This is a genomic window from Planktothrix sp. PCC 11201 (genome assembly GCF_900009135.1).
In the GTDB taxonomy this organism is placed as follows: domain Bacteria; phylum Cyanobacteriota; class Cyanobacteriia; order Cyanobacteriales; family Microcoleaceae; genus Planktothrix.
In genome coordinates, this window is sequence record NZ_LT797703.1 from 23,208 (window position 1) to 41,685 (window position 18,478).

Annotated in this window: 19 protein-coding genes; 8 read left to right on the forward strand and 11 right to left on the reverse strand. The window is 39.2% G+C overall.

The genetic code is table 11. The features are described from left to right. Window positions 1-158 precede the first annotated feature (158 nt). Window positions 159-1,562 (forward strand): NB-ARC domain-containing protein, encoded by a 1,404-nt coding sequence (locus tag PL11201_RS14345; RefSeq protein ID WP_079679648.1) that lies wholly within the window; start codon window positions 159-161, stop codon window positions 1,560-1,562. A 239-nt stretch (window positions 1,563-1,801) separates the two neighbouring features. On the opposite strand, the gene PL11201_RS14350 is transcribed toward PL11201_RS14345, so the two are convergent. Next, complete coding sequence (locus PL11201_RS14350) at window positions 1,802-2,863, reverse strand: Mrp/NBP35 family ATP-binding protein (protein ID WP_079679649.1); 1,062 nt, start codon at window positions 2,861-2,863, stop codon at window positions 1,802-1,804. A 304-nt stretch (window positions 2,864-3,167) separates the two neighbouring features. On the opposite strand from PL11201_RS14350, the gene hemF reads away from it, so the two are divergent. Both hemF and PL11201_RS14360 read left to right on the forward strand, forming a co-directional pair. Next, window positions 3,168-4,211: an oxygen-dependent coproporphyrinogen oxidase gene (hemF, locus tag PL11201_RS14355; protein WP_079679650.1), complete on the forward strand. Its 1,044-nt coding sequence runs from the start codon at window positions 3,168-3,170 to the stop codon at window positions 4,209-4,211. Window positions 4,212-4,271: 60 nt separating this feature from the next. After that, window positions 4,272-4,634: an STAS domain-containing protein gene (locus tag PL11201_RS14360; protein WP_079679651.1), complete on the forward strand. Its 363-nt coding sequence runs from the start codon at window positions 4,272-4,274 to the stop codon at window positions 4,632-4,634. Window positions 4,635-4,735: 101 nt separating this feature from the next. On the opposite strand, the gene PL11201_RS14365 is transcribed toward PL11201_RS14360, so the two are convergent. Beyond that, complete coding sequence (locus tag PL11201_RS14365; RefSeq protein ID WP_079679652.1) at window positions 4,736-4,888, reverse strand: CpcT/CpeT family chromophore lyase; 153 nt, start codon at window positions 4,886-4,888, stop codon at window positions 4,736-4,738. Between the two features lie 205 nt (window positions 4,889-5,093). On the opposite strand from PL11201_RS14365, the gene psb29 reads away from it, so the two are divergent. Beyond that, window positions 5,094-5,792, forward strand: a complete 699-nt coding sequence (gene psb29, locus PL11201_RS14370; RefSeq protein WP_079679653.1) for a photosystem II biogenesis protein Psp29 — start codon at window positions 5,094-5,096, stop codon at window positions 5,790-5,792. A gap of 157 nt (window positions 5,793-5,949) precedes the next feature. Here the strand turns inward: psb29 and PL11201_RS14375 are convergent, their stop codons facing one another. Together PL11201_RS14375 and PL11201_RS14380 are read right to left on the reverse strand one after the other, a co-directional pair. Beyond that, on the reverse strand, window positions 5,950-6,486 hold the full coding sequence (locus tag PL11201_RS14375) for a late competence development ComFB family protein (RefSeq protein ID WP_079679654.1): 537 nt from the start codon (window positions 6,484-6,486) through the stop codon (window positions 5,950-5,952). Between the two features lie 573 nt (window positions 6,487-7,059). Next, on the reverse strand, window positions 7,060-7,926 hold the full coding sequence (locus PL11201_RS14380; protein WP_079679655.1) for a M23 family metallopeptidase: 867 nt from the start codon (window positions 7,924-7,926) through the stop codon (window positions 7,060-7,062). A gap of 133 nt (window positions 7,927-8,059) precedes the next feature. On the opposite strand from PL11201_RS14380, the gene PL11201_RS14385 reads away from it, so the two are divergent. After that, entirely contained in the window at window positions 8,060-10,360 is a 2,301-nt protein-coding gene (locus tag PL11201_RS14385; RefSeq protein WP_079679656.1) for a cation:proton antiporter domain-containing protein, read from the forward strand. A 62-nt stretch (window positions 10,361-10,422) separates the two neighbouring features. On the opposite strand, the gene PL11201_RS14390 is transcribed toward PL11201_RS14385, so the two are convergent. The 5 genes from PL11201_RS14390 to PL11201_RS14410 all read right to left on the reverse strand — a co-directional run bounded on the left by PL11201_RS14390 (window position 10,423) and on the right by PL11201_RS14410 (window position 15,235). Then, on the reverse strand, window positions 10,423-10,851 hold the full coding sequence (locus PL11201_RS14390) for a hypothetical protein (protein ID WP_079679657.1): 429 nt from the start codon (window positions 10,849-10,851) through the stop codon (window positions 10,423-10,425). 299 nt (window positions 10,852-11,150) lie between these two features. After that, window positions 11,151-12,266, reverse strand: coding sequence for an ABC transporter ATP-binding protein (locus tag PL11201_RS14395; protein WP_079679658.1), 1,116 nt, complete (start codon window positions 12,264-12,266; stop codon window positions 11,151-11,153). A 29-nt stretch (window positions 12,267-12,295) separates the two neighbouring features. Further along, entirely contained in the window at window positions 12,296-13,378 is a 1,083-nt protein-coding gene (locus PL11201_RS14400) for a polyamine ABC transporter substrate-binding protein (RefSeq protein WP_079679659.1), read from the reverse strand. A gap of 98 nt (window positions 13,379-13,476) precedes the next feature. Further along, window positions 13,477-14,346: an ABC transporter permease gene (locus PL11201_RS14405; protein ID WP_079679660.1), complete on the reverse strand. Its 870-nt coding sequence runs from the start codon at window positions 14,344-14,346 to the stop codon at window positions 13,477-13,479. Window positions 14,347-14,350: 4 nt separating this feature from the next. Further along, window positions 14,351-15,235 (reverse strand): ABC transporter permease, encoded by an 885-nt coding sequence (locus tag PL11201_RS14410; RefSeq protein ID WP_079679661.1) that lies wholly within the window; start codon window positions 15,233-15,235, stop codon window positions 14,351-14,353. Window positions 15,236-15,377: 142 nt separating this feature from the next. On the opposite strand from PL11201_RS14410, the gene PL11201_RS14415 reads away from it, so the two are divergent. Next, on the forward strand, window positions 15,378-16,046 hold the full coding sequence (locus tag PL11201_RS14415; protein WP_079679662.1) for an RNA polymerase subunit sigma-70: 669 nt from the start codon (window positions 15,378-15,380) through the stop codon (window positions 16,044-16,046). Window positions 16,047-16,074: 28 nt separating this feature from the next. On the opposite strand, the gene PL11201_RS14420 is transcribed toward PL11201_RS14415, so the two are convergent. Continuing rightward, window positions 16,075-16,581 carry a hypothetical protein gene (locus tag PL11201_RS14420; protein WP_079679663.1) on the reverse strand — a complete coding sequence of 169 codons (507 nt, stop codon included), beginning with the start codon at window positions 16,579-16,581 and terminating at the stop codon, window positions 16,075-16,077. Between the two features lie 177 nt (window positions 16,582-16,758). Between PL11201_RS14420 and PL11201_RS14425 the strand changes: the two genes are divergently transcribed. After that, the gene (locus PL11201_RS14425) at window positions 16,759-17,061 is read left to right on the forward strand and encodes a hypothetical protein (protein ID WP_079679664.1); all 303 of its coding nucleotides are present in this window, start codon (window positions 16,759-16,761) and stop codon (window positions 17,059-17,061) included. Between the two features lie 68 nt (window positions 17,062-17,129). Here the strand turns inward: PL11201_RS14425 and PL11201_RS14430 are convergent, their stop codons facing one another. Continuing rightward, the gene (locus PL11201_RS14430) at window positions 17,130-17,702 is read right to left on the reverse strand and encodes a hypothetical protein (protein ID WP_079679665.1); all 573 of its coding nucleotides are present in this window, start codon (window positions 17,700-17,702) and stop codon (window positions 17,130-17,132) included. Between the two features lie 114 nt (window positions 17,703-17,816). Here PL11201_RS14430 and PL11201_RS14435 point away from each other — a divergent pair, with 114 nt between their 5' ends. Continuing rightward, entirely contained in the window at window positions 17,817-18,407 is a 591-nt protein-coding gene (locus PL11201_RS14435) for a rhomboid family intramembrane serine protease (protein ID WP_079679666.1), read from the forward strand. The last annotated feature ends 71 nt before the right edge of the window (window positions 18,408-18,478 follow it).

The following is an 18,478-nucleotide window of genomic DNA, read 5'->3' on the forward strand; positions in this document are numbered from 1 at the left end:
TTTTGCAAGGTGCAAAATATAGGATTTTGTACAATATATGTTAATATTTATTCAAGGTAAAACCTAAAATGAGTATATAAATATAATTTTGTAGGAAAAAGTTGCAAAAAATCGGAAAATGTGAAATAATAGTTAATCATTTGTAATATTTAAGTCAGATGGACTTTGATGAAATGCTGACATGGGCTGACCAAGTGGTATTTGAAAAAACCGGGAAACACTTAAGTAGTCTGCAAGAAGCAATTTTAATGGGGGTGTTGAGTAGTCAGAAATACGGAGATATTGCTAACCAATACAACTGTACCGAACCTCATGTTAGAAAAGCTGCATCGGAATTATGGCAGGTGATATCGGAGGAAGTTGGGGAAGTTGTTAATAAATCTAATTTACGCTCTACATTTGGAAGAATTCAATTAAATAATAGTATTCATTCTGCTTACTTTTGGAAGGATGTTAAAATCGAAAATATTAGTTATTGTGGAAACTCAACAAAACCCCCAAAAGCGAAACAAAACGCCCCACCAACAGCAACAAAAAATCAACAATATTCGATTATAAAACCGCAAATTGATTTAAGAGATGCACCGGAATTAGCAACATTTGATAATCGCACTTCTGAACTCAATACTCTAAAACAATCAATCCTAGAAAAACAATCTCGAATGATTGCTATTTTAGGAATAAGCGGAATGGGAAAAAGTGCGATCGCCCGTCATCTAGTTGAACAGATAAAAACAGAATTTGATTGTATTATTTGGCGGAGTCTTCGTAGCTTTTCTTGTTTAGAAACAACCTTAAAAGAGTTGATTCAATTTTTATCAAACCACACGGAATTAAATCTTCCTGATGATCTCGATGGTCAATTAGCAATTTTATTAGAATGTTTACGCGATCGCCGTTGTTTAATTATCTTAGATGATGTTCAGTGTCTATTTAAAGACGGTCAACTGGTGGGCAATTATCAACCGGAATATCAAAACTATAGTAAATTCTTTAAACTGATCGGAAAATTAACCCATAATAGTTGTTTACTATTCAATAGTTGGGAACCGCCCTTAGAAGTCGTTACCTTGAGTGGAGAGAGTGGTTTAACTCAAATTTTCTCCTTAACAGGTTTAGGACAAAAAGCAACGCAAATATTGAAAAACCAAGGATTACAGAATGAGGAAAATTACCCAGAATTAATTAATCTATTTCGAGGAAATCCCCTTTATTTAAAATTAGCTAATCATTTGATCAAGCAATTATTTGGAGGTAAAATCAGTCAATATATCAGTTATAAACCTGTATGTTTAGGAGATGAATTAACCCAAATTTTACAACAACAGTATCAGCGATTATCGGAATTAGAAAAAGAAGCGATCGCTTTTCTGTCTTCCCACCCTCAACCTGTTCTACTATCACAATTATTAGGACAATTTTCTGATACTCCAAATCAACTATTTAAAGTGCTGCTTTCCTTAGAAAGACGGGGATTAATTGAAAAACAAAATTTAGATAATGAAATGGTTTTTACAGTTGATTCTGTGATGCAAAACTATATTCTATCTGGCTGTGATTAAAATATTAAAATTATCCCAAAATGTAGGGGCGGGTTCGGGTCAATCTTTGACATCCCACCAATAACCTCTCTAAACCCGCTCTAAACCCGCCCATCTTTGCCAAAATATGTTAATAGAAAGAGGACGGGTTTATTAAGATTTAGGGTAGGATTTTTTAGAGCTATTAGAACCCGCCACTACAGTCTATAAGTTGACAGTAATAGGGGTCGCCTCCACCCCTACCTCTTAACAATCAAAACCTAAGTTAAAGCGAAAACAGAGACTTTTCCGGCGATGCGTTGGGCGATCGCCGTTAACTCTAAAGCAGCCGCAGAGTTAGGATCAGAGATGACAATGGGAACCCCGATATCTCCCCCTTCTCGGACGGGCATTTCCAAAGGAATAGACCCCAGTAAAGGAACACCTAACTCCTGGGCCGTTTTTGCCCCGCCCCCGGAACCAAAAATATCGTATTTTTTCTCCGGGGCATCGGGAGGGATAAAATAACTCATATTTTCCACAATTCCCAACACCGAAACCCCCAACTGTTGGAACATTTTTAACCCCTTACGGGAGTCTAGCAGGGACACTAACTGGGGCGTGGTGACAATTACGACCCCGGACATGGGAACAGCTTGGGCGAGGGTGAGTTGAGCATCTCCGGTGCCGGGCGGCATATCCACCAGTAAATAGTCTAATTCACCCCAATTGACTTGATAGAGAAATTGACGAATAACCCCATTTAACATCGGGCCTCGCCAAATTACAGGTTGGTCTTTATCAATCAAGAAGGCCATAGAAACCAACTTCACCCCATGATTAAAAGCAGGTTCTAGGAATTCTCCCTGGGGACTTTGCTGTACCACAACCTGAGCATCGGCTAACCCTAACATCGTGGGGTCATTAGGGCCATAAATATCGGCATCAATTAACCCAACTTTAGCCCCCATTCTAGCCAGGGCAACGGCCACATTCACCGCCACGGTACTTTTTCCCACGCCCCCTTTGCCACTAGAAATAGCCAGAATATTTTTAACCCCTGGAATGCCTTGACGGTCTGGTAAAGCCTTTTGTTGAGGAGTTTCGGCCGTAACATCAACAACAACCGTTTCCACCCCAGGTAGCTGTTTAACTGCTTTTTGACAATCTTCAACGATAAATTCCCGCAAGGGACAGGCGGGGGTAGTGAGAACTAAGGTAAAACTAATCTCCCCTCCTTTGATCTGAATGTTACGAATCATGTTTAACTCCACCAAACTCTTTTGGAGTTCGGGGTCTTGTACAGGTCGTAATACCTCTAATACTGTATTGATATCAAGCATATTGGATAAGAGTGTTCCCAGTTTGAGCAATGGACGGAAGGCTATTTTGGCGAATAGAGCATTTATCCCTCCCCCTTATTATTAAAGAATTGGGTGATTCAAAAGTTCTTAATATTTTGGGGAGAAGTCTGAAAAAAGCTTAAGGTAACTTAAAATTAATGTAAACAAGATTTACACTATTAGGGTTTGATTGCAGAAGTTCCCGTTAGTCACTTGACTCAGGGGACACAATGCAGACATGATCATAACGCTTGGTGAGATTACAACCAATTGTTTGCGATCGCGAAATAGGTTAAAAAAAATTATGACAGCTTCTCAGGTATCGGAAACTACTACGCCCCACTTGATCCCTGCGACTGACTCTCAAACCCGTGTCAGTCAGTTTATGAAACAACTCCAGGATGAAATTTGTCAAGGCTTAGAACAGCTTGATGGCCTGGGCAAGTTTAGAGAGGACGCTTGGGAGCGTCCCGAAGGAGGTGGCGGTCGATCTCGTGTGATCCGAGAGGGCGATGTCTTTGAACAAGGCGGGGTGAACTTCTCCGAGGTTTGGGGCGAAACATTGCCCCCCTCGATTCTGGCCCAACGCCCAGAAGCCGCCGGATATGGATTTTATGCCACGGGAACTTCCATGGTCTTGCATCCTCGCAATCCCTATATTCCCACGGTACACCTGAATTATCGCTATTTTGAAGCCGGGCCCGTGTGGTGGTTTGGGGGCGGTATTGATTTAACCCCCTATTATCCCTTTGCCGAAGATGCCCACCATTTCCATCAAACCTTAAAAGAAACTTGCGATCGCCACGATCCACACTATTATCCTGTATTTAAATCTTGGTGCGATGAATATTTCTATCTGAAACATCGGCAAGAAACCCGGGGGGTAGGCGGTATCTTTTTTGACTATCAAGATGGACAAAGCCAACTCTATAAAGGCCCTGATCCGAAAGGAGCAGCCGCCCTGTATAGTGATAAGGTGGGAATCCCTAATCCAAAAGATTGGGACTCTTTGTTCAGTTTTGCACAAGACTGTGGAGGAGCTTTTCTACCCGCTTATGGGCCGATTGTAGAACGCAGGCGTTCTAATGACTATGGAGATCGAGAACGGCAGTTCCAATTATATCGGCGGGGTCGATATGTGGAATTCAATTTGGTTTATGATCGGGGAACAATTTTTGGTCTACAAACCAATGGTCGTACTGAGTCAATTCTCATGTCTTTACCGCCTCTGGTAAGATGGGAATATGGCTATGAGCCAAAACCAGGGACTCCAGAAGCAGAACTGTATGATACTTTCTTGAAGCCTCAAGATTGGGTGAACTGGACTGCTCCCAACTCACAGGTCTGAGTTAAACTACAGATCAGATAAGCAACCAAAGCAATATCAAAAATTCCGAGGGGACGGTCAGTGATTCATATCGATCAAAAAGAACATACGACCCAGGATGGCACAAAGGTCATTGTCTTGGCACCAACAGGACGCCTAGACATCACAACAGCTTGGCAATTCCGCCTCAAGTTGCAGGAATGTATATCTAAATTGAGTCGCCATGTCGTGGTAAATCTAGGTCAAGTGAACTTTATTGATAGTTCAGGTCTGACTTCACTGGTTGCTGGAATGCGAGATGCTGACAAAGTGAAGGGCAGCTTCCGAATTTGTAATGTTCATCCCGAAGCCAAGTTGGTATTTGAGGTGACCATGATGGATTCTGTATTTGAGATTTTTGAGGCAGAAGATGAAGCCCTTGAAGGCGGGGTAAGAGCCAGTTGAAGTTAAAATATCCTGGGTTTCTCACCCCAAAGGTCACCTTTCATCGGTGGGGACGTGCTTGGGTGCGTCTCTACCCGGGGCTGACCGGTAGGTTTTGGGGTTTAAGTGGGATTTTCAGGTAACATTGTCGCAAAACAACAGCGTTTTTGAAATTGAAATGGCCCTAACAGAGCTCCCCATAATGCCTTTCCCGTGCCAGGGTCAATCCCTTTGTCATAGCTGAAAAAATGATCCGCCGTAGCTTCAAAGCCCAATTCAACCTGAAAGCTAAAAGCTGCTCACAGTAAGTATTTACCTATTGCCCATTGCCTATTCCCTATTGCCTCTTGCTATAGTGTTTTTTTCCACGATAGTCGAATCTAATTCCCGACTTCAACGAATTAGCATGAGTGACGGGAAAGCGTTACAATCCGACCGCCAAAAATTAGAATAATATTTAGTCCCTTTTAAGATTGGCTTGTGAACAACATCCGCACGGTTTCAGATACAAAGCGTACTTTTTACAGTCTACATACTCGTCCCATCAACTCGATCTATCGTCGTGTGGTTGAGGAGTTGATGGTGGAAATGCACTTGCTCTCGGTCAATGTTGATTTTAGCTATGACCCCATTTATGCCCTGGGTGTTGTAACGGCTTTTGATCGCTTCATGCAGGGGTATCATCCCTTATCTGATCAAGAATCGATTTATAATGCTCTGATCAAAGCTGAACAAGATGACCCCCAACGGTATCGGGGTGATGCTGAACGCTTACAGGCATTGGCCCAAAATCTATCGATTAAAGACTTAATTGCCAGTTTAAAATCTCCTAATTATGGGGAGTCAGATCAGGAGTTACAAGGGCATTTTCAAAGGATTATCAATAATTCCAAGTTCAAATACAGTCGTTTATTTGCCATTGGTTTATTTACCCTTTTAGAACAGGCTGATCCCAAAAGCATTCAGGACAAGGCGACCAGGGAACAAATTTTAGGTCAAATGGCCGAAGTCCTAAATTTACCCCAAGACAAACTGCTCAAGGATTTAGATCTCTATCGCAGCAATCTGGAAAAACTAGCCCAAGCTCGGATTATGATAGAAGAAATGACCCAGGCCGAACGCAAGAAGCGGGAACAGCGTGCCAATCAAGCCGTCGGGATTTCCCAACAAGATACCTGATATCCTTGAGGTTTTTAAGCCATTGGAGAGTGTGTGAGACTGATTAGGGCTGAGATTCAAAGCATCTATCAATAAGCGCAAAAATAGAAATCCCCTGCTGTACCCTCAAGGGAAGCGGGGGAGTCTTGACCAGAACTATCGGTCTTAATCGGTGGTTCTAACTGCTGGTGCGTTCGTAGTTTTGGGCATAGGTTTGTAACAAGGCACTCACTTGGGTTAATACTGTGTCGCCACCGGCCTTACCCAGAACGGTTTGATGTTGGGCAACGCTGTTAATGTTGCGTTCAATAGCAGCTTTGATCTGACCAGAAATCAGGGCTTGCAGTTCTTCTTTAGCCCTTGAACGTTGGAATTGCGCCCCTTCTTCCGTGGTGGCATAAAGGGGTGGAAGACGGTTGAGGGCATAGGCGGCAATATCTCCCACATCTAGGGTTTGCTCGCTGTTTTCTTCGATTTCTGCCACCTTGGCGATCGCTTCACTGAGGACTAATTCCTCCATGACATTAATAAATTGTTTGCGGGGCAAAACAACGACTTCACCCGTTAACAAAGCACCCATCAACCGATCCAAAGCCATATATTCTTCAATAGACAGTTCTGAAGCGGTGTTACAAATTCTTCCAACCTCTGCCTCCATCGAAGGGGTCAGATACCCGTCTCCTAACGCTTGCTCAACAATCTTTTCAATACTCATAATGCTATTGCACTTCGTATAATTTTTATTTTTAACGACTATGCGCCTCAATATTCCCGCCAAAAAGGCTTTTTGGTTTCTTCACCACTGCAATTCACAGCAATAAAGCGGGAAAACGAGAGTCTCCTAAATCTTTAAATAGTTAGAAAAACCATAGACAAATATCTCAGGTCTTACTTGGCCGGGGTGAACCGGACTGGGTGAACTACAACACCCCCTATCCCATAGCTGTAAAGCATTTGGGACTGCTTTTTTCCTTCAACTCTTTTTTAATTACCTCTTGTTAAACCCTTTTGCTTGTCCTAGACAATAGGCGCAGTCCTTTTAGTAACCGATTAGGTAAGGACGCTTGTGTGACCGGATTTTCAAGGGCTTTTTAACCGTCTTTGGCTTTTAAGTCATACTCCATACTACTCCATAGGGAAAGCCGAGGCAATCCGTTTCGCTAATCTCTTTTGTTAACAAAATACTATTCCTGAGAATATTCAACCAGAAGTTGAGTGAAGTTTTACAATACTGAGGGAATTAAGCCTAACCCACCCACAATCAGTTTATGGTTTTCGACACATCCGTTCACTCAATGGCTGCATAGCGCCAGGGAACCGGATCAACAGCTTGGCCCTGAACATAGAGACCCCAATGTAGGTGCGGCCCAGTTGATGCTCCCGTTGCTCCCACCGCCCCAATCACTTGACCGGGTTGGACAAAATCCCCCTCCCGCACATCAATCCGGCTGAGGTGCATGAAAATACTTGCCACCCCCTGACCGTGATCCAAACCAATGACATTGCCGTGAATTTCAAATCCCTCGGATTCTCGTCCCACCAGGGCAACTCGTCCGGCTGCTGGGGCAACTACGGGCGATCCCATTTCCCCTGCATAATCTACGCCCCGATGGTAATAGTCTTTGGCAAACTCGCCATTGTAGTAACGGCGGACGCCATAAATGGTAGTAATTTCTCCGGCATTGGGACGTAAAAATGGGCCTTTCCAGTATTTTTCGGGAGTCACCAAGGCTTTAAACGCATCCACCCGATCAAATTCCTTATCCGTACCGTTGAGTTCTTCTTTATCGGGGGGAAGCCAAATGGACTGGGTGGGAAAGGAGCGATCGCGCAACTGTACCGTTAAGTTCTGTCCCTGTGTCCCATCATTAATTTGTAGGGATTTAGTTCCCGGCTGATCCAAAGGTGTCGTCGGTAATAAGGCCCGCATCCGGTTTGGGGCAGTGGTAAACATCGGGTAGGTTTTGCCCTGCCAAGTAACCGTGGGGGTGGCGGAAGTGGGGGACTCCAAAACCACAGACAAGGTATTCCCCAACTCCGGGGCGGTAGGATTGACCCTTACCTGGGCAGCCATTCCTGGCACGGCAAGAACCACCCCAACGGTGATTAGGGCTAAAACCAACGATTTGATCCCCCGAGGGATTTTTATTCTCATCTTCTGTTTTGTCTCCAATGTTGAGGGGTCACCCCCCTAAAATTTTAGGACTAATCCCAGAATCTTAACAATTCTAGTATCTTAAGAATTAGTAATATAATTTTACATTGAGTTATTTAACCTAAAATTAACCGTGCCAGAAGACTTTCGTTTAATTGTAGATTTAGTCCTTGTCCTTGCCGCTGCGACTGTTGGAGGACTTTTAGCCTCCTTACTGCGACAACCGGCGATTTTAGGGTATTTGATTGGTGGGATCATTGTTGGCCCGGGTGGATTAGGGGTGATTAAAGAGTTAATTCAAGTCGAAACCCTCGCTCAATTTGGAGTAGCATTTCTGCTTTTTGCTTTGGGGGTAGAATTCTCTTTTGCGGAGTTAAAAAAAGTCCAGGGAATTAGTTTAGGAGGTGGCGGGTTACAAATTATATTTACGATATTAATTACCGCCCTAACTATGGGGATTTTAGGTTGGGATACTTCTCCAATTCAAGGCATATTTTTAGGAGCAATTTTATCCCTATCTTCGACAGCCGTTGTTCTGAAATGTTTGATGGAACGCAATGAAATGGCGAGTCCTCAAGGACAGGTAATGTTAGGGATTTTAGTGGTACAGGATTTGGCTTTGGGATTAATGTTGGCGGTATTACCGGCTTTAAATCAACCCCAGGGCGGGGTGATTTTTGAAGCGGTGGGACGATCGCTTTTATTAATTGGATTATTTGCATTAGGGGCAGTTATTGCCGGAATTTGGGTAATTCCTAAGTTATTACAATTTTTAGCAAAAACTGAAAGTAAAGAACTATTTTTATTGGGGGTTGTCGCCTTATGTTTGGGAATTGCTCTGTTAACAGAACATTTGGGTTTTTCGATTGAAATGGGAGCATTTGTGGCCGGGTTAATGATTTCTGAAGTGGAATATGCCGATCAAACCTTAACCTATGTTGAACCGATCAGGGATATTTTTGCCGCTTTATTTTTTGTGGCGGTAGGGATGTTAATTGATCCGATCTTTCTCTGGGAACATTTAGAATTGATTATTGGTTTAATGTTGCTGATTGTAGCTGGAAAAACCTTAATTATTATTCCGATAGTTAAATTATTTGGCTATTCTTGGCGAACCTCAATTATCACCGGATTAGGATTAGCTCAAATAGGAGAGTTTTCTTTTGTTTTAGCCAGTGCTGGACAGGGATTAGGGTTGGTTTCTCGACGGGTTTATTTATTAATTGTGGGGACGACAGCTTTAACATTAATGATTACCCCGTTTATTTTGCAATTTGCTCCGAAATTATTAGATTGGATTGAGGAAAAATGGGATTTATCTAATCTTTTAGAAAACAGTAAAAAAATCACGAATATTTCCGAAGATTTACCTCAACAAAACCATATTATTGTCTGTGGATATGGTCGGGTTGGTCGTAATTTAGTTCAGCTTTTACAAGCTCATAATTATGCGGTGGTTGTGATTGATCAATCTGAACAAACAGTACAGGAATTAAGAAATAATCAGATTCCTTATTTATATGGAAATGCAGCTAGTTTGCACGTTTTAGAAGCTGCCGGGGTGGATCGGGCAGCATCCATGGCGATCGCCCTTCCTGACCCCATGAGTACCCGATTATGTTTAAGAAGATCCTTAGAATTTTCACCAAATTTAGATGTAATTGTCATAGCAGATCGGGATAAGGATATTGAATTACTATATCAATTAGGGGCGAAAGAGGTAGTGCAACCAGAATTTGAAGCCAGCTTAGAATTATCAAATCATGTATTAACAAAAATGGGGTTAGGAGGGGATAAAATTCAACAGGAAATACAGAAAATTCGTCAAAGTCAGTATTCTGATTTTCGCCTGAAACAATCGGCTCAAGAAGTGGCGCGGGATTTACAGCAGGCTACTCAAGAAATGAATAGTAAATGGTATACTTTACCTGTGATTTCTCCCTTGATAGGAATGACGTTAGAAGAAAGTAATATCCGTCCGATGACGGGAATTAGTGTGATGGCTATTCGACGGTTTACAGGAGAAGAAATTGATTATCCCGATGGTCAAGTTCGTTTAGAAAAGGATGATAAGTTATTAGTGGTGGGAGAAGCAGCCGCCTTAGAAACTTTAGATCAATTGGCAAAAGGAGAAGTGACGATTCCGGCGGAAAGTATTTCTTGTCAATGGTTAAATATTCCCGAAAATAGTCCGGTAATTGGTAAATCTTTATCTAAATTAGATTTAGCAAATCGGTTTCGGGTACAAATTCAAGCCCTACGTCGAGAGGATAAATTTTATCGCTGGCCGAATCGAAGTTTGGATTTAGAAGCAGGCGATCGCTTATTATTATGTGGGAGTTTTCATGATTTAAACCAAGCTAGGCGAGAAATGATTCCAATTAATATTCCTTCCCTGAAAATTTTAAAGGAAATTGAGATAGTTGAAGGTTGATCGGCGGGTGTTTTAAGATATTGAAAAGGGTGCGGGAGAGAAGCTCTTATGCACCCTAAAACTTAAAATAATTGTCCCCCTCGAAAACGCCAGTAAGGAAATAAAATTCTCATTATACTTTGGGAAGCAATAAAAATAGCAACCCAAACGCAACTATAGTGGAAAATAAATAGTCCCAAATTAAATTCTGAAGCAGAAAGACCGGGTAAACCGATTGTTTTGATCAGAGTTACTAAAAATAAGCCTTCCCAAATTCCGGCTAAGAGTTGAAAAACACCTGGCCAATCTCGATCCCAGCGAAATTGTTGCATTTTGATATACAGAATATCCCAAAAAAAGCCAAAACAGGTAATATATCCTAAAACCCAAAAATAAATTGATCGGGGTTGATCATTAATTTTTAACCCCAAAAAGGCTAAGGTTACTAAAATACCAATAGTTGCAAATAGAAATAGACGAGTTTGACACCGTCCGATTAATGTTGGAGTCATGGAAGTCACAATTAAAAGTTTTGGAGAATATTATTGTTAATTTTTATTAAAAATCCCGATCCGATATGGTTATGATCAACTATAATATGATATCAGAATATTGATGGTATTGCACCCTGATTTAGCGCCCATTAGGATGGGCGTTTTTTTGTTTTTAAATATTTTTTAAGATTAAAATATAGCAGTTGCCGCATCTATTAGAACATTCTTGAAAGCTAAAAGCTGCTCATGGTAAGTATTTACCTATAGCGAGATTGCCTATTCCCTATTGCCTCTTGCTATATATAATAATTCAGTTTTTAATTGTCAATTATCCGAATACTATTCGGTGAAATAACGACGTTAACCCGGTCGCCAATTTTAAATTGTTGCAAATCATCTTGATACCAATTTTGCAGGCGAATAATGATTAAAATTTTATCAGTTAAACGCACTCCATAACGGGTATCAGTTCCCAAATAAACAGATTCTTCAATAGTTCCTTCCCAGGTTTGTGCATTTTGATAATTTCCCAGATTTTCATGGGTCTTAGGATAGATAGTTAATTTTTCTGGACGGATGACTAAATTGATTATTTGTCCTAGTATAATAGGTTGAGATGCTGTCAGATGAATCGGGAGTTTTTCATCAATTAAAAGGGTAATTTCTTGTCCTTGGGTTTCGGTTACTTTTGCCTTTAAAAAGTTGGTTTCTCCAATAAAATCAGCGACGAATTTAGTCTGAGGATATTCATAAATTTCCATCGGGTTTCCTACTTGTAATAATTCTCCATAATTCATAATCCCAATTCGATCAGACATGGTTAGAGCTTCTTCTTGATCATGGGTGACATAAACAAAAGTAATCCCTAATTGTTTCTGCATTTTTTTGAGTTCTAACTGCATTTCTTTTCGCAATTTTAAATCTAAAGCCCCCAAAGGTTCATCAAATAATAACACTTTTGGTTGTTTAACTAATGCTCTAGCTAAAGCTACCCGTTGTTGTTGTCCACCGGATAGTTGACGGGGATAACGAGTTTGAAAATCGGTTAATTTAACTAAGGATAATACTTCTAAAACTCTACTTTTAATTTGGGGACGGGGCAAATTTTCCATTTCTAGTCCAAAGGCAACATTTTCCGCAATAGTTAAATGGGGAAATAAGGCATAATTTTGAAAGACGGTATTAACGGGACGATGAAAGGGAGGATAATTTTTCATCGGTTGTTGATGAATTAAAATTTCCCCTGAAGTCGGATGTTCAAATCCAGCAATCATTCTTAATGTTGTGGTTTTTCCACAACCAGATGGCCCTAATAAGGAGAAAAATTCTCCAGTTTTGATTTGTAAATTCAGTTGATTAACAGCCAAAAAATCCTGGCTATTTAATCCTTTAAATAATTTAGAAACGTTCAATAATTCAACAGCAGCATTCATGTTACCCATTACCCATTACCTATTACCTATTACCCATTCCCCACACCCGCTTTAATTTCTGTCCAAGCTTGATCATATAATTGGGTGGCTTCTCCTACATCTTGGAGATATTGGAGTTTTTCAAAAACTTCTGGAGGGGGATAAATACCGGGATTTTTTAAGTTTTCAGCGTCAATTAATTTCTGATCAATAGCAACTTTATTTGGGGAAGCAAAATCGATAAAATTAGAGATTTTGGCACTATTTTCTGGTTCCAAAATAAAGTTAATAAAGGTTTCTGCGAGTTTTTTATTAGGCGCGCCTTTGGGAATCACCATATTATCCATACCAATAATACTGCCTTCTTTGGGAATAACATATCGTAAATCAGGATTTTCTGCCATAACTTGAAAAATATCGCCACTATATTCCATGGTTAAATTAACTTCACCTTGATTTAACAATTGTTGACCTGTGTCGGGAGCAAAAGCGGCAATATTATCTTTATTTTTAATTAGGAAATCTTGGGCTTTTTTGATTTCTTCAGGGTTTTTTGTATTGGGACTATAGCCTAAATACATTAAAACTGCCCCCATTGTATGGCGCATATCATCTAATAAAGCCACTTTACCTTTATATTTAGGATCAATTAAGGCTGACCAACTATTAATTTCTTCTCCGGTTTTTTTAAGATTATAGCCAATTCCTAAAGTGATCCATTGATAGGGAATACTATATTTATTTCCTGGGTCATAGGGAGGATTTAGAAATTTAGGCTCAATGTTTTTAATATTAGCAATATTAGCCGGATCTAATTCTTCTAACATTTGTTCTGTAGCCATGATTTTAACCATATAATCCGGGGGAAATGCCACATCATAACCTGGGTTTCCGGCTTTCAATTTAGCATAAAGACTTTCGGCACTATCATAGGTATCATAATTAATTTTAACTTGATATTTTTCCTCAAAGGCTTTAAGCACTTCGGGGTCAATATAGGTTGACCAGTTATAAAGATTCAGAACATTTGCTGTAGGCGTGGTCGGGGGTGTGTTAGACTGATTTTCTGTGCACCCAAAGGGTAAAAATACACCCAAACAGAATAGCAGAATTAAGGTTAAAATTCGTTTCATGTTCTATAAATTAATATCAAAGTTTAGGGTGAGTTATGGATTGATTAATTTTAAACTTAATCGGTTATAAATACAAGTAGTGCGAGGGTCACCGCTCGCTATTTTAGCTTAACTCCATCTTGTAATTTTAAAGATGATATTACCAAAAAAAGAGAAGCGAGTAACATTAAGGTTGAAATGGCATTGATAACTGGACTGACGGATAATTTAATCATTCCATATACAAATAAAGGTAGGGTAGTTGCGCCTACTCCAGTGGTAAAAAAGGTAACAACAAAATCATCCAAGGAGAGGGTAAAAGCTAATAATGCGCCACTTAAAATAGCGGGAAAAATTAAGGGAAAGGTAATTCGCCAAAAGGTTTTCCATTCATTTGCTCCTAAATCTAATGCGGCTTCTTCTAAAGCTGGATCTAAGTCGGATAAACGCGCTCTGACCGTAATAGTAATGAAGGCAATACTAAAGGTGGCATGACTAATAATTACCGATGGTAAGCCTAAAGTCAAGCGAATTCCGGTGAGATTTTCTAGGATTCTAAAAATTAAGGTAAAAAAGACTAATAGGGAAACGCCTAATGTAATTTCAGGAATAATAATAGGTAATAATAATAATGCTTCTAGTAATTTAGATCCTGGAAACCGAAAGCGCTCTAAAGCTAAGGCTACCATGGTTCCTAAAATGGAGGCTATTAAGGTGGAAGCGATCGCAATAATCAAGCTATTTTGTAAGGAATTCCAGAGACTTTGGGTAGAAATATCGGCGGTACTTTCTGTTAAGCCACTAAATAACTTTTGATACCATTTTAACGTAAATCCCGTCCAATTTGAATTAAATCGAGAAGAATTAAAGGAATAAATGATTAAAATTAAAATCGGTAAATAAAGAAAGGAAAAAACCAAGGTAGCCTGTATTTTTAATCCGGTTTTTCCCCAAGTATGAATAAAATTATCTAGGGTTTTAATGTTCATGGTTTTAATATAAATTATCAGTATTAGAACTTCTAAAATAAATCATAACAGGAATTAATACTAATCCCATTAATCCCATTGATAACGCCGAGCCAAAAGGCCAATCCCGGGCTTGTAAAAATTGATTTTGAATTAAGTTTCCCACCATAACTGTTTTTGCGCCTCCGAGAATATCTGGGGTAATAAATGCACCTAAAGCCGGAATAAAAACCAGAATAGATCCGGCAATAATTCCAGGTAAAGTTAAGGGTAAAATAATTCTGAAAAACGTTCTAATATGGTTTGCACCTAAATCTTGAGCCGCTTCGACTAAAGAAAAGTTTAATCGTTCAATGGTGGCATATAATGGTAGAATCATAAAGGGTAAATAACCATAAATTAAACCGACAATAACGGCAAAGGGAGTAAATAGTAAATTCAGAGGTTCTGAAATTAAATTCAAACTTTGTAAAAAAGTATTAATCATACCTTCAGAACGAAGAATAATCATCCACGCATAGGTTCTAACTAGAAAGTTTGTCCAAAAGGGAATAATTACTAAAAACAATAACAGGTTTCGCCAACGGGCCGTAGATGTGGCAATAAAAAATGCTAAGGGATAACCAATAATTAAACAAATTAAGGTAGTTAAAGAGGCAAGTCCTAGCGATCGCCAAAAAATATTTAGGTATAAATCATTAGCTAATCGTTGATAATTTTTTAGGGTAAATTCCCAGGTAACTCCCCCATAGGTTCCCCGTTCTAAAAAACTATAAACTAAGACAATAATCAGAGGAATAATAAAGAAAATTAGTAACCAAATTGTAGCCGGAAGTAATAGGATTAATAGGTTTCTGGCCTTTCGAGTTTCTAGGGTATAAAGGGACTGTTTTTTTTGTAAAAAATCCATAAATTAAAATAAATAATATTGAATTAAATGGGCTGGGATCTCAACAAATAATGAATAAAGGTTCAAGAGTTGATTTTAGATCCAAGATCAGCTATGATGCAACCGGAAAACACTATCCAGCTAAAATTTGCTGTGAGTTGCCGTGCAAACGCTTCAAATACCCGAATCAGGCCATACACTGGTCAAATCCCTATTTCATCATAAAGACCAGGAATTGTTAACTCTGTTTCAGAATTATCCTGATCAGGGGAAATACTTTGTTGCTATTTTCTGCCGTTATGGTTTAATTGTCTATACTTTAATTCGTCATTCAGTGCGATCGCCTGTACAAGCGGATTATTTATTCTCTCAAACCTGGCGACATATTTTTTATGAAATGCGCCCGTTAAATTTAAGAGAACAAGACAGCACAGAGGGGGGAAATACGCTACAAAATTGGTTAATTAATATTACCGCAGTTTGTATTAATCAAGCGGATTTACCCCCGGTTGAATCTATCCAATATTCCTTATCAGCAGCGCCTCCTCCTCTGTGGTGTTATGTGGGATTAGTATTAGATCGGATGGAACCTTTATTGAGGTTAATTCTGGTGATGGCCCAAACATTTCATTGGAGTGAAACTCGAATTTCTGCTTATTTACAAGCCGAGGGAGAGTCGGTTTCTCCGAATGAAGTAAAAGAACTATTAAAAGGAGCATATCGCACTTTAGAGGAGAATTTACCTGCTGATATTCGTCAAATTTATTTCAATGAAAATGGCTTAGTTTCTGGATTAGATCCAGATGTCGATCAACAGATTTTAAAGCCTTAAATTTAGAGGTGCGGTAGTCGAATTAAAATTAATTTAAAAATACCGATCCCGCTTCCGTAATATTCAGGGATCTTGTATCGAGACTAAAATTATTTGTTACCTCAAATTGCACTTCTAAAACTCCAGGGGAAGTTTGCTTAGGTCTGACCAATAATGATCCCCCATCCTGGCGTTGATAGGTAAGAGTAATTGGGGGTGAACCTTGGACTTGAATTGTGGCATTTTTGGCTAATAATTCTTGACGAGTTCCTCCAATTAGTTGATATTGAATCGGGACATTACTATTATTAATTAATTTAATAGTGACGATTCCATTCACCGCACCAACTCTTGCACTTGGTAGGGGAAATCGAGGGGGAAGATCATCTTTTTCTGAATTAGAGTTAGGATTAGGTTGGGTGGTTGCGGGTGCGGCTTGAGGTCGTGCTGGCTTACCTGGAGGGGGGCCACCTGCTAAGGCGATCGCCGATAAACCTGTAAACACTTCACCAATAGCAAGTAGTAAGATGATCAAACGGGATACAGTTGCTTTCATGATTCATTTTCCTTTAATATTTACAAAATTTATGATCAGTTGATCTAACCCAGTTTAAGCTAAATTTTCAATTTCAGGATGGAATATTGAAACTTGTTCTATAATAAATGTATCATCCTGATCCGATTTTCCCAAATAGGTAACAGGTTAAAACACAATATTGTGATCTTTTTAGCTATGAAATTGCTCAAAAAATTCCCGATTTTTATTCTAGCATTGAGTGTTTTTATGATCTCGGTTTTGACACTCACACAACCGATGTTTGTCTCTCGCCAGACCCATAGGTTAATCGCTCAATTGACCCCCATTATTCCTACTAGAATTGCATTTTTAACCCCTAAAATTTCTCCTCAAACCCTGATTAAACCTGCCTTGAATCTCAATCAAATATCCCCAGTCTTAGCCTCAAATTGGACAACAGATCACAGTAAAACCCCCATTACAGGATGTAATTGTCCCCAGTGTCAATTAACGGTTTAATTTAACTCTATTCAATACTTCTGGTGTTCACAAACAACATCGGAAGTTTTCTTTTAAAACCAGAGAATCTACAAAAACTCCTTTGCGGTTTTAATCCAAAGTTCAATTCCTTTTTGAGTCGGTTTCCCTGTGGTAGTAAATGTCCAAATATCGCGTTTATGTTGGAGGCCATAACTAATATGAATCGGTCGATTTTTACCATAAAAATAAAGAGAATCAAAGGGAAGACGTTGTTTTAAAATCCAATCCACTAATTGATCACTATCTAAATCTAAAATTAGGAAATCACAAGCCGCACCTAACCTTTGACAGTAATATTCTCCATTTTTTTTAACTTCATGGGCAATATGTTGATCCAATTTAGGGGCTACGCGACCATTTTTTATTCCGGTAGTCGGATCTTTTCTGTCTAAATAAATCCTTAATTCATCAGAACAAAAACCATAGGTAAGTTTAAATTTAGCCAAACCAAAATAATCAATAACCGGATCAACAATATAATAATTTAGGTTTTTTAATGCCTGAATAGATGCTGCTGAATTAGGATAGGGATTAATTTTATCGGAATATTTTTGATAAGTGTTTGTACAAGTACAAAAATCATTTAAGCTAAGATATTTTCCTAATTTAACATTTTTCATAGACAATTGACTAGAATTTTGACTATCATATAATTAATCTTAGCCGAATCCGAAACGACGGGAGCTAGTTTTGTAGTTAACTAAAATCACGTTATCTTCCAACCCTAAACGATTATGTCTAACCGAACTGAAACATCACTGACTCAGGAACTCAAAAGCCATATCCTAATTTTAGGGGGAATTGTTGCTTTCCTGTGGATAATGGAAATTATTGATTTTTTTGTATTTAGAGGTAGTTTAAATCGCTTAGGAATTCGTCCCCATCATATTCAAGGGTTACAAGGTATTTTCTTTGCTCCTTTTTTACATGGAAATTTCAACCATTTAGCTGCTAATACCTTACCCTTGATTATACTAGGTTGGTTTGTGATGTTGCGGGATGTTAAAGACTTTTTTATTGTCACATTCATCACCATGATTTTCAGTGGTTTGGGGGTGTGGTTATTTGGTTCGCCTAACACAATTCATATTGGAGCAAGTGGAGTTATTTTTGGATATTTAGGATTTCTCCTATTAAGAGGATTTTTTGAACGCAGTTTTGCTTCTATTGCCTTATCCTTAGTTGTCGGTTGGCTTTATGGGGGCTTAATTTGGGGTGTTTTTCCCTCACAATATGGGATTTCTTGGCAGGGACATTTATTTGGATTTATCGGTGGTGTCTTCGCTGCACAAATGCTTGCCAAATCCTATCGAAATAAAGCATAATTAGACCTGCCCAAAATTCCTAAATTTAGGTATAATTAGTATAAATCCCTCTATAACAGGGTCAAAATTCT

Bases quoted from the DNA above. Each gene is read 5' to 3' on its own strand.
- PL11201_RS14345 (WP_079679648.1), top strand. From the start codon at position 159: ATGGACTTTGATGAAATGCTGACATGGGCTGACCAAGTGGTATTTGAA.
- PL11201_RS14350 (WP_079679649.1), bottom strand. From the start codon at position 2,863: ATGCTTGATATCAATACAGTATTAGAGGTATTACGACCTGTACAAGAC.
- hemF (WP_079679650.1), top strand. From the start codon at position 3,168: ATGACAGCTTCTCAGGTATCGGAAACTACTACGCCCCACTTGATCCCT.
- PL11201_RS14375 (WP_079679654.1), bottom strand. From the start codon at position 6,486: ATGAGTATTGAAAAGATTGTTGAGCAAGCGTTAGGAGACGGGTATCTG.
- PL11201_RS14380 (WP_079679655.1), bottom strand. From the start codon at position 7,926: ATGAGAATAAAAATCCCTCGGGGGATCAAATCGTTGGTTTTAGCCCTA.
- PL11201_RS14390 (WP_079679657.1), bottom strand. From the start codon at position 10,851: ATGACTCCAACATTAATCGGACGGTGTCAAACTCGTCTATTTCTATTT.
- PL11201_RS14395 (WP_079679658.1), bottom strand. From the start codon at position 12,266: ATGAATGCTGCTGTTGAATTATTGAACGTTTCTAAATTATTTAAAGGA.
- PL11201_RS14400 (WP_079679659.1), bottom strand. From the start codon at position 13,378: ATGAAACGAATTTTAACCTTAATTCTGCTATTCTGTTTGGGTGTATTT.
- PL11201_RS14405 (WP_079679660.1), bottom strand. From the start codon at position 14,346: ATGAACATTAAAACCCTAGATAATTTTATTCATACTTGGGGAAAAACC.
- PL11201_RS14410 (WP_079679661.1), bottom strand. From the start codon at position 15,235: ATGGATTTTTTACAAAAAAAACAGTCCCTTTATACCCTAGAAACTCGA.
- PL11201_RS14420 (WP_079679663.1), bottom strand. From the start codon at position 16,581: ATGAAAGCAACTGTATCCCGTTTGATCATCTTACTACTTGCTATTGGT.
- PL11201_RS14425 (WP_079679664.1), top strand. From the start codon at position 16,759: ATGAAATTGCTCAAAAAATTCCCGATTTTTATTCTAGCATTGAGTGTT.
- PL11201_RS14430 (WP_079679665.1), bottom strand. From the start codon at position 17,702: ATGAAAAATGTTAAATTAGGAAAATATCTTAGCTTAAATGATTTTTGT.
- PL11201_RS14435 (WP_079679666.1), top strand. From the start codon at position 17,817: ATGTCTAACCGAACTGAAACATCACTGACTCAGGAACTCAAAAGCCAT.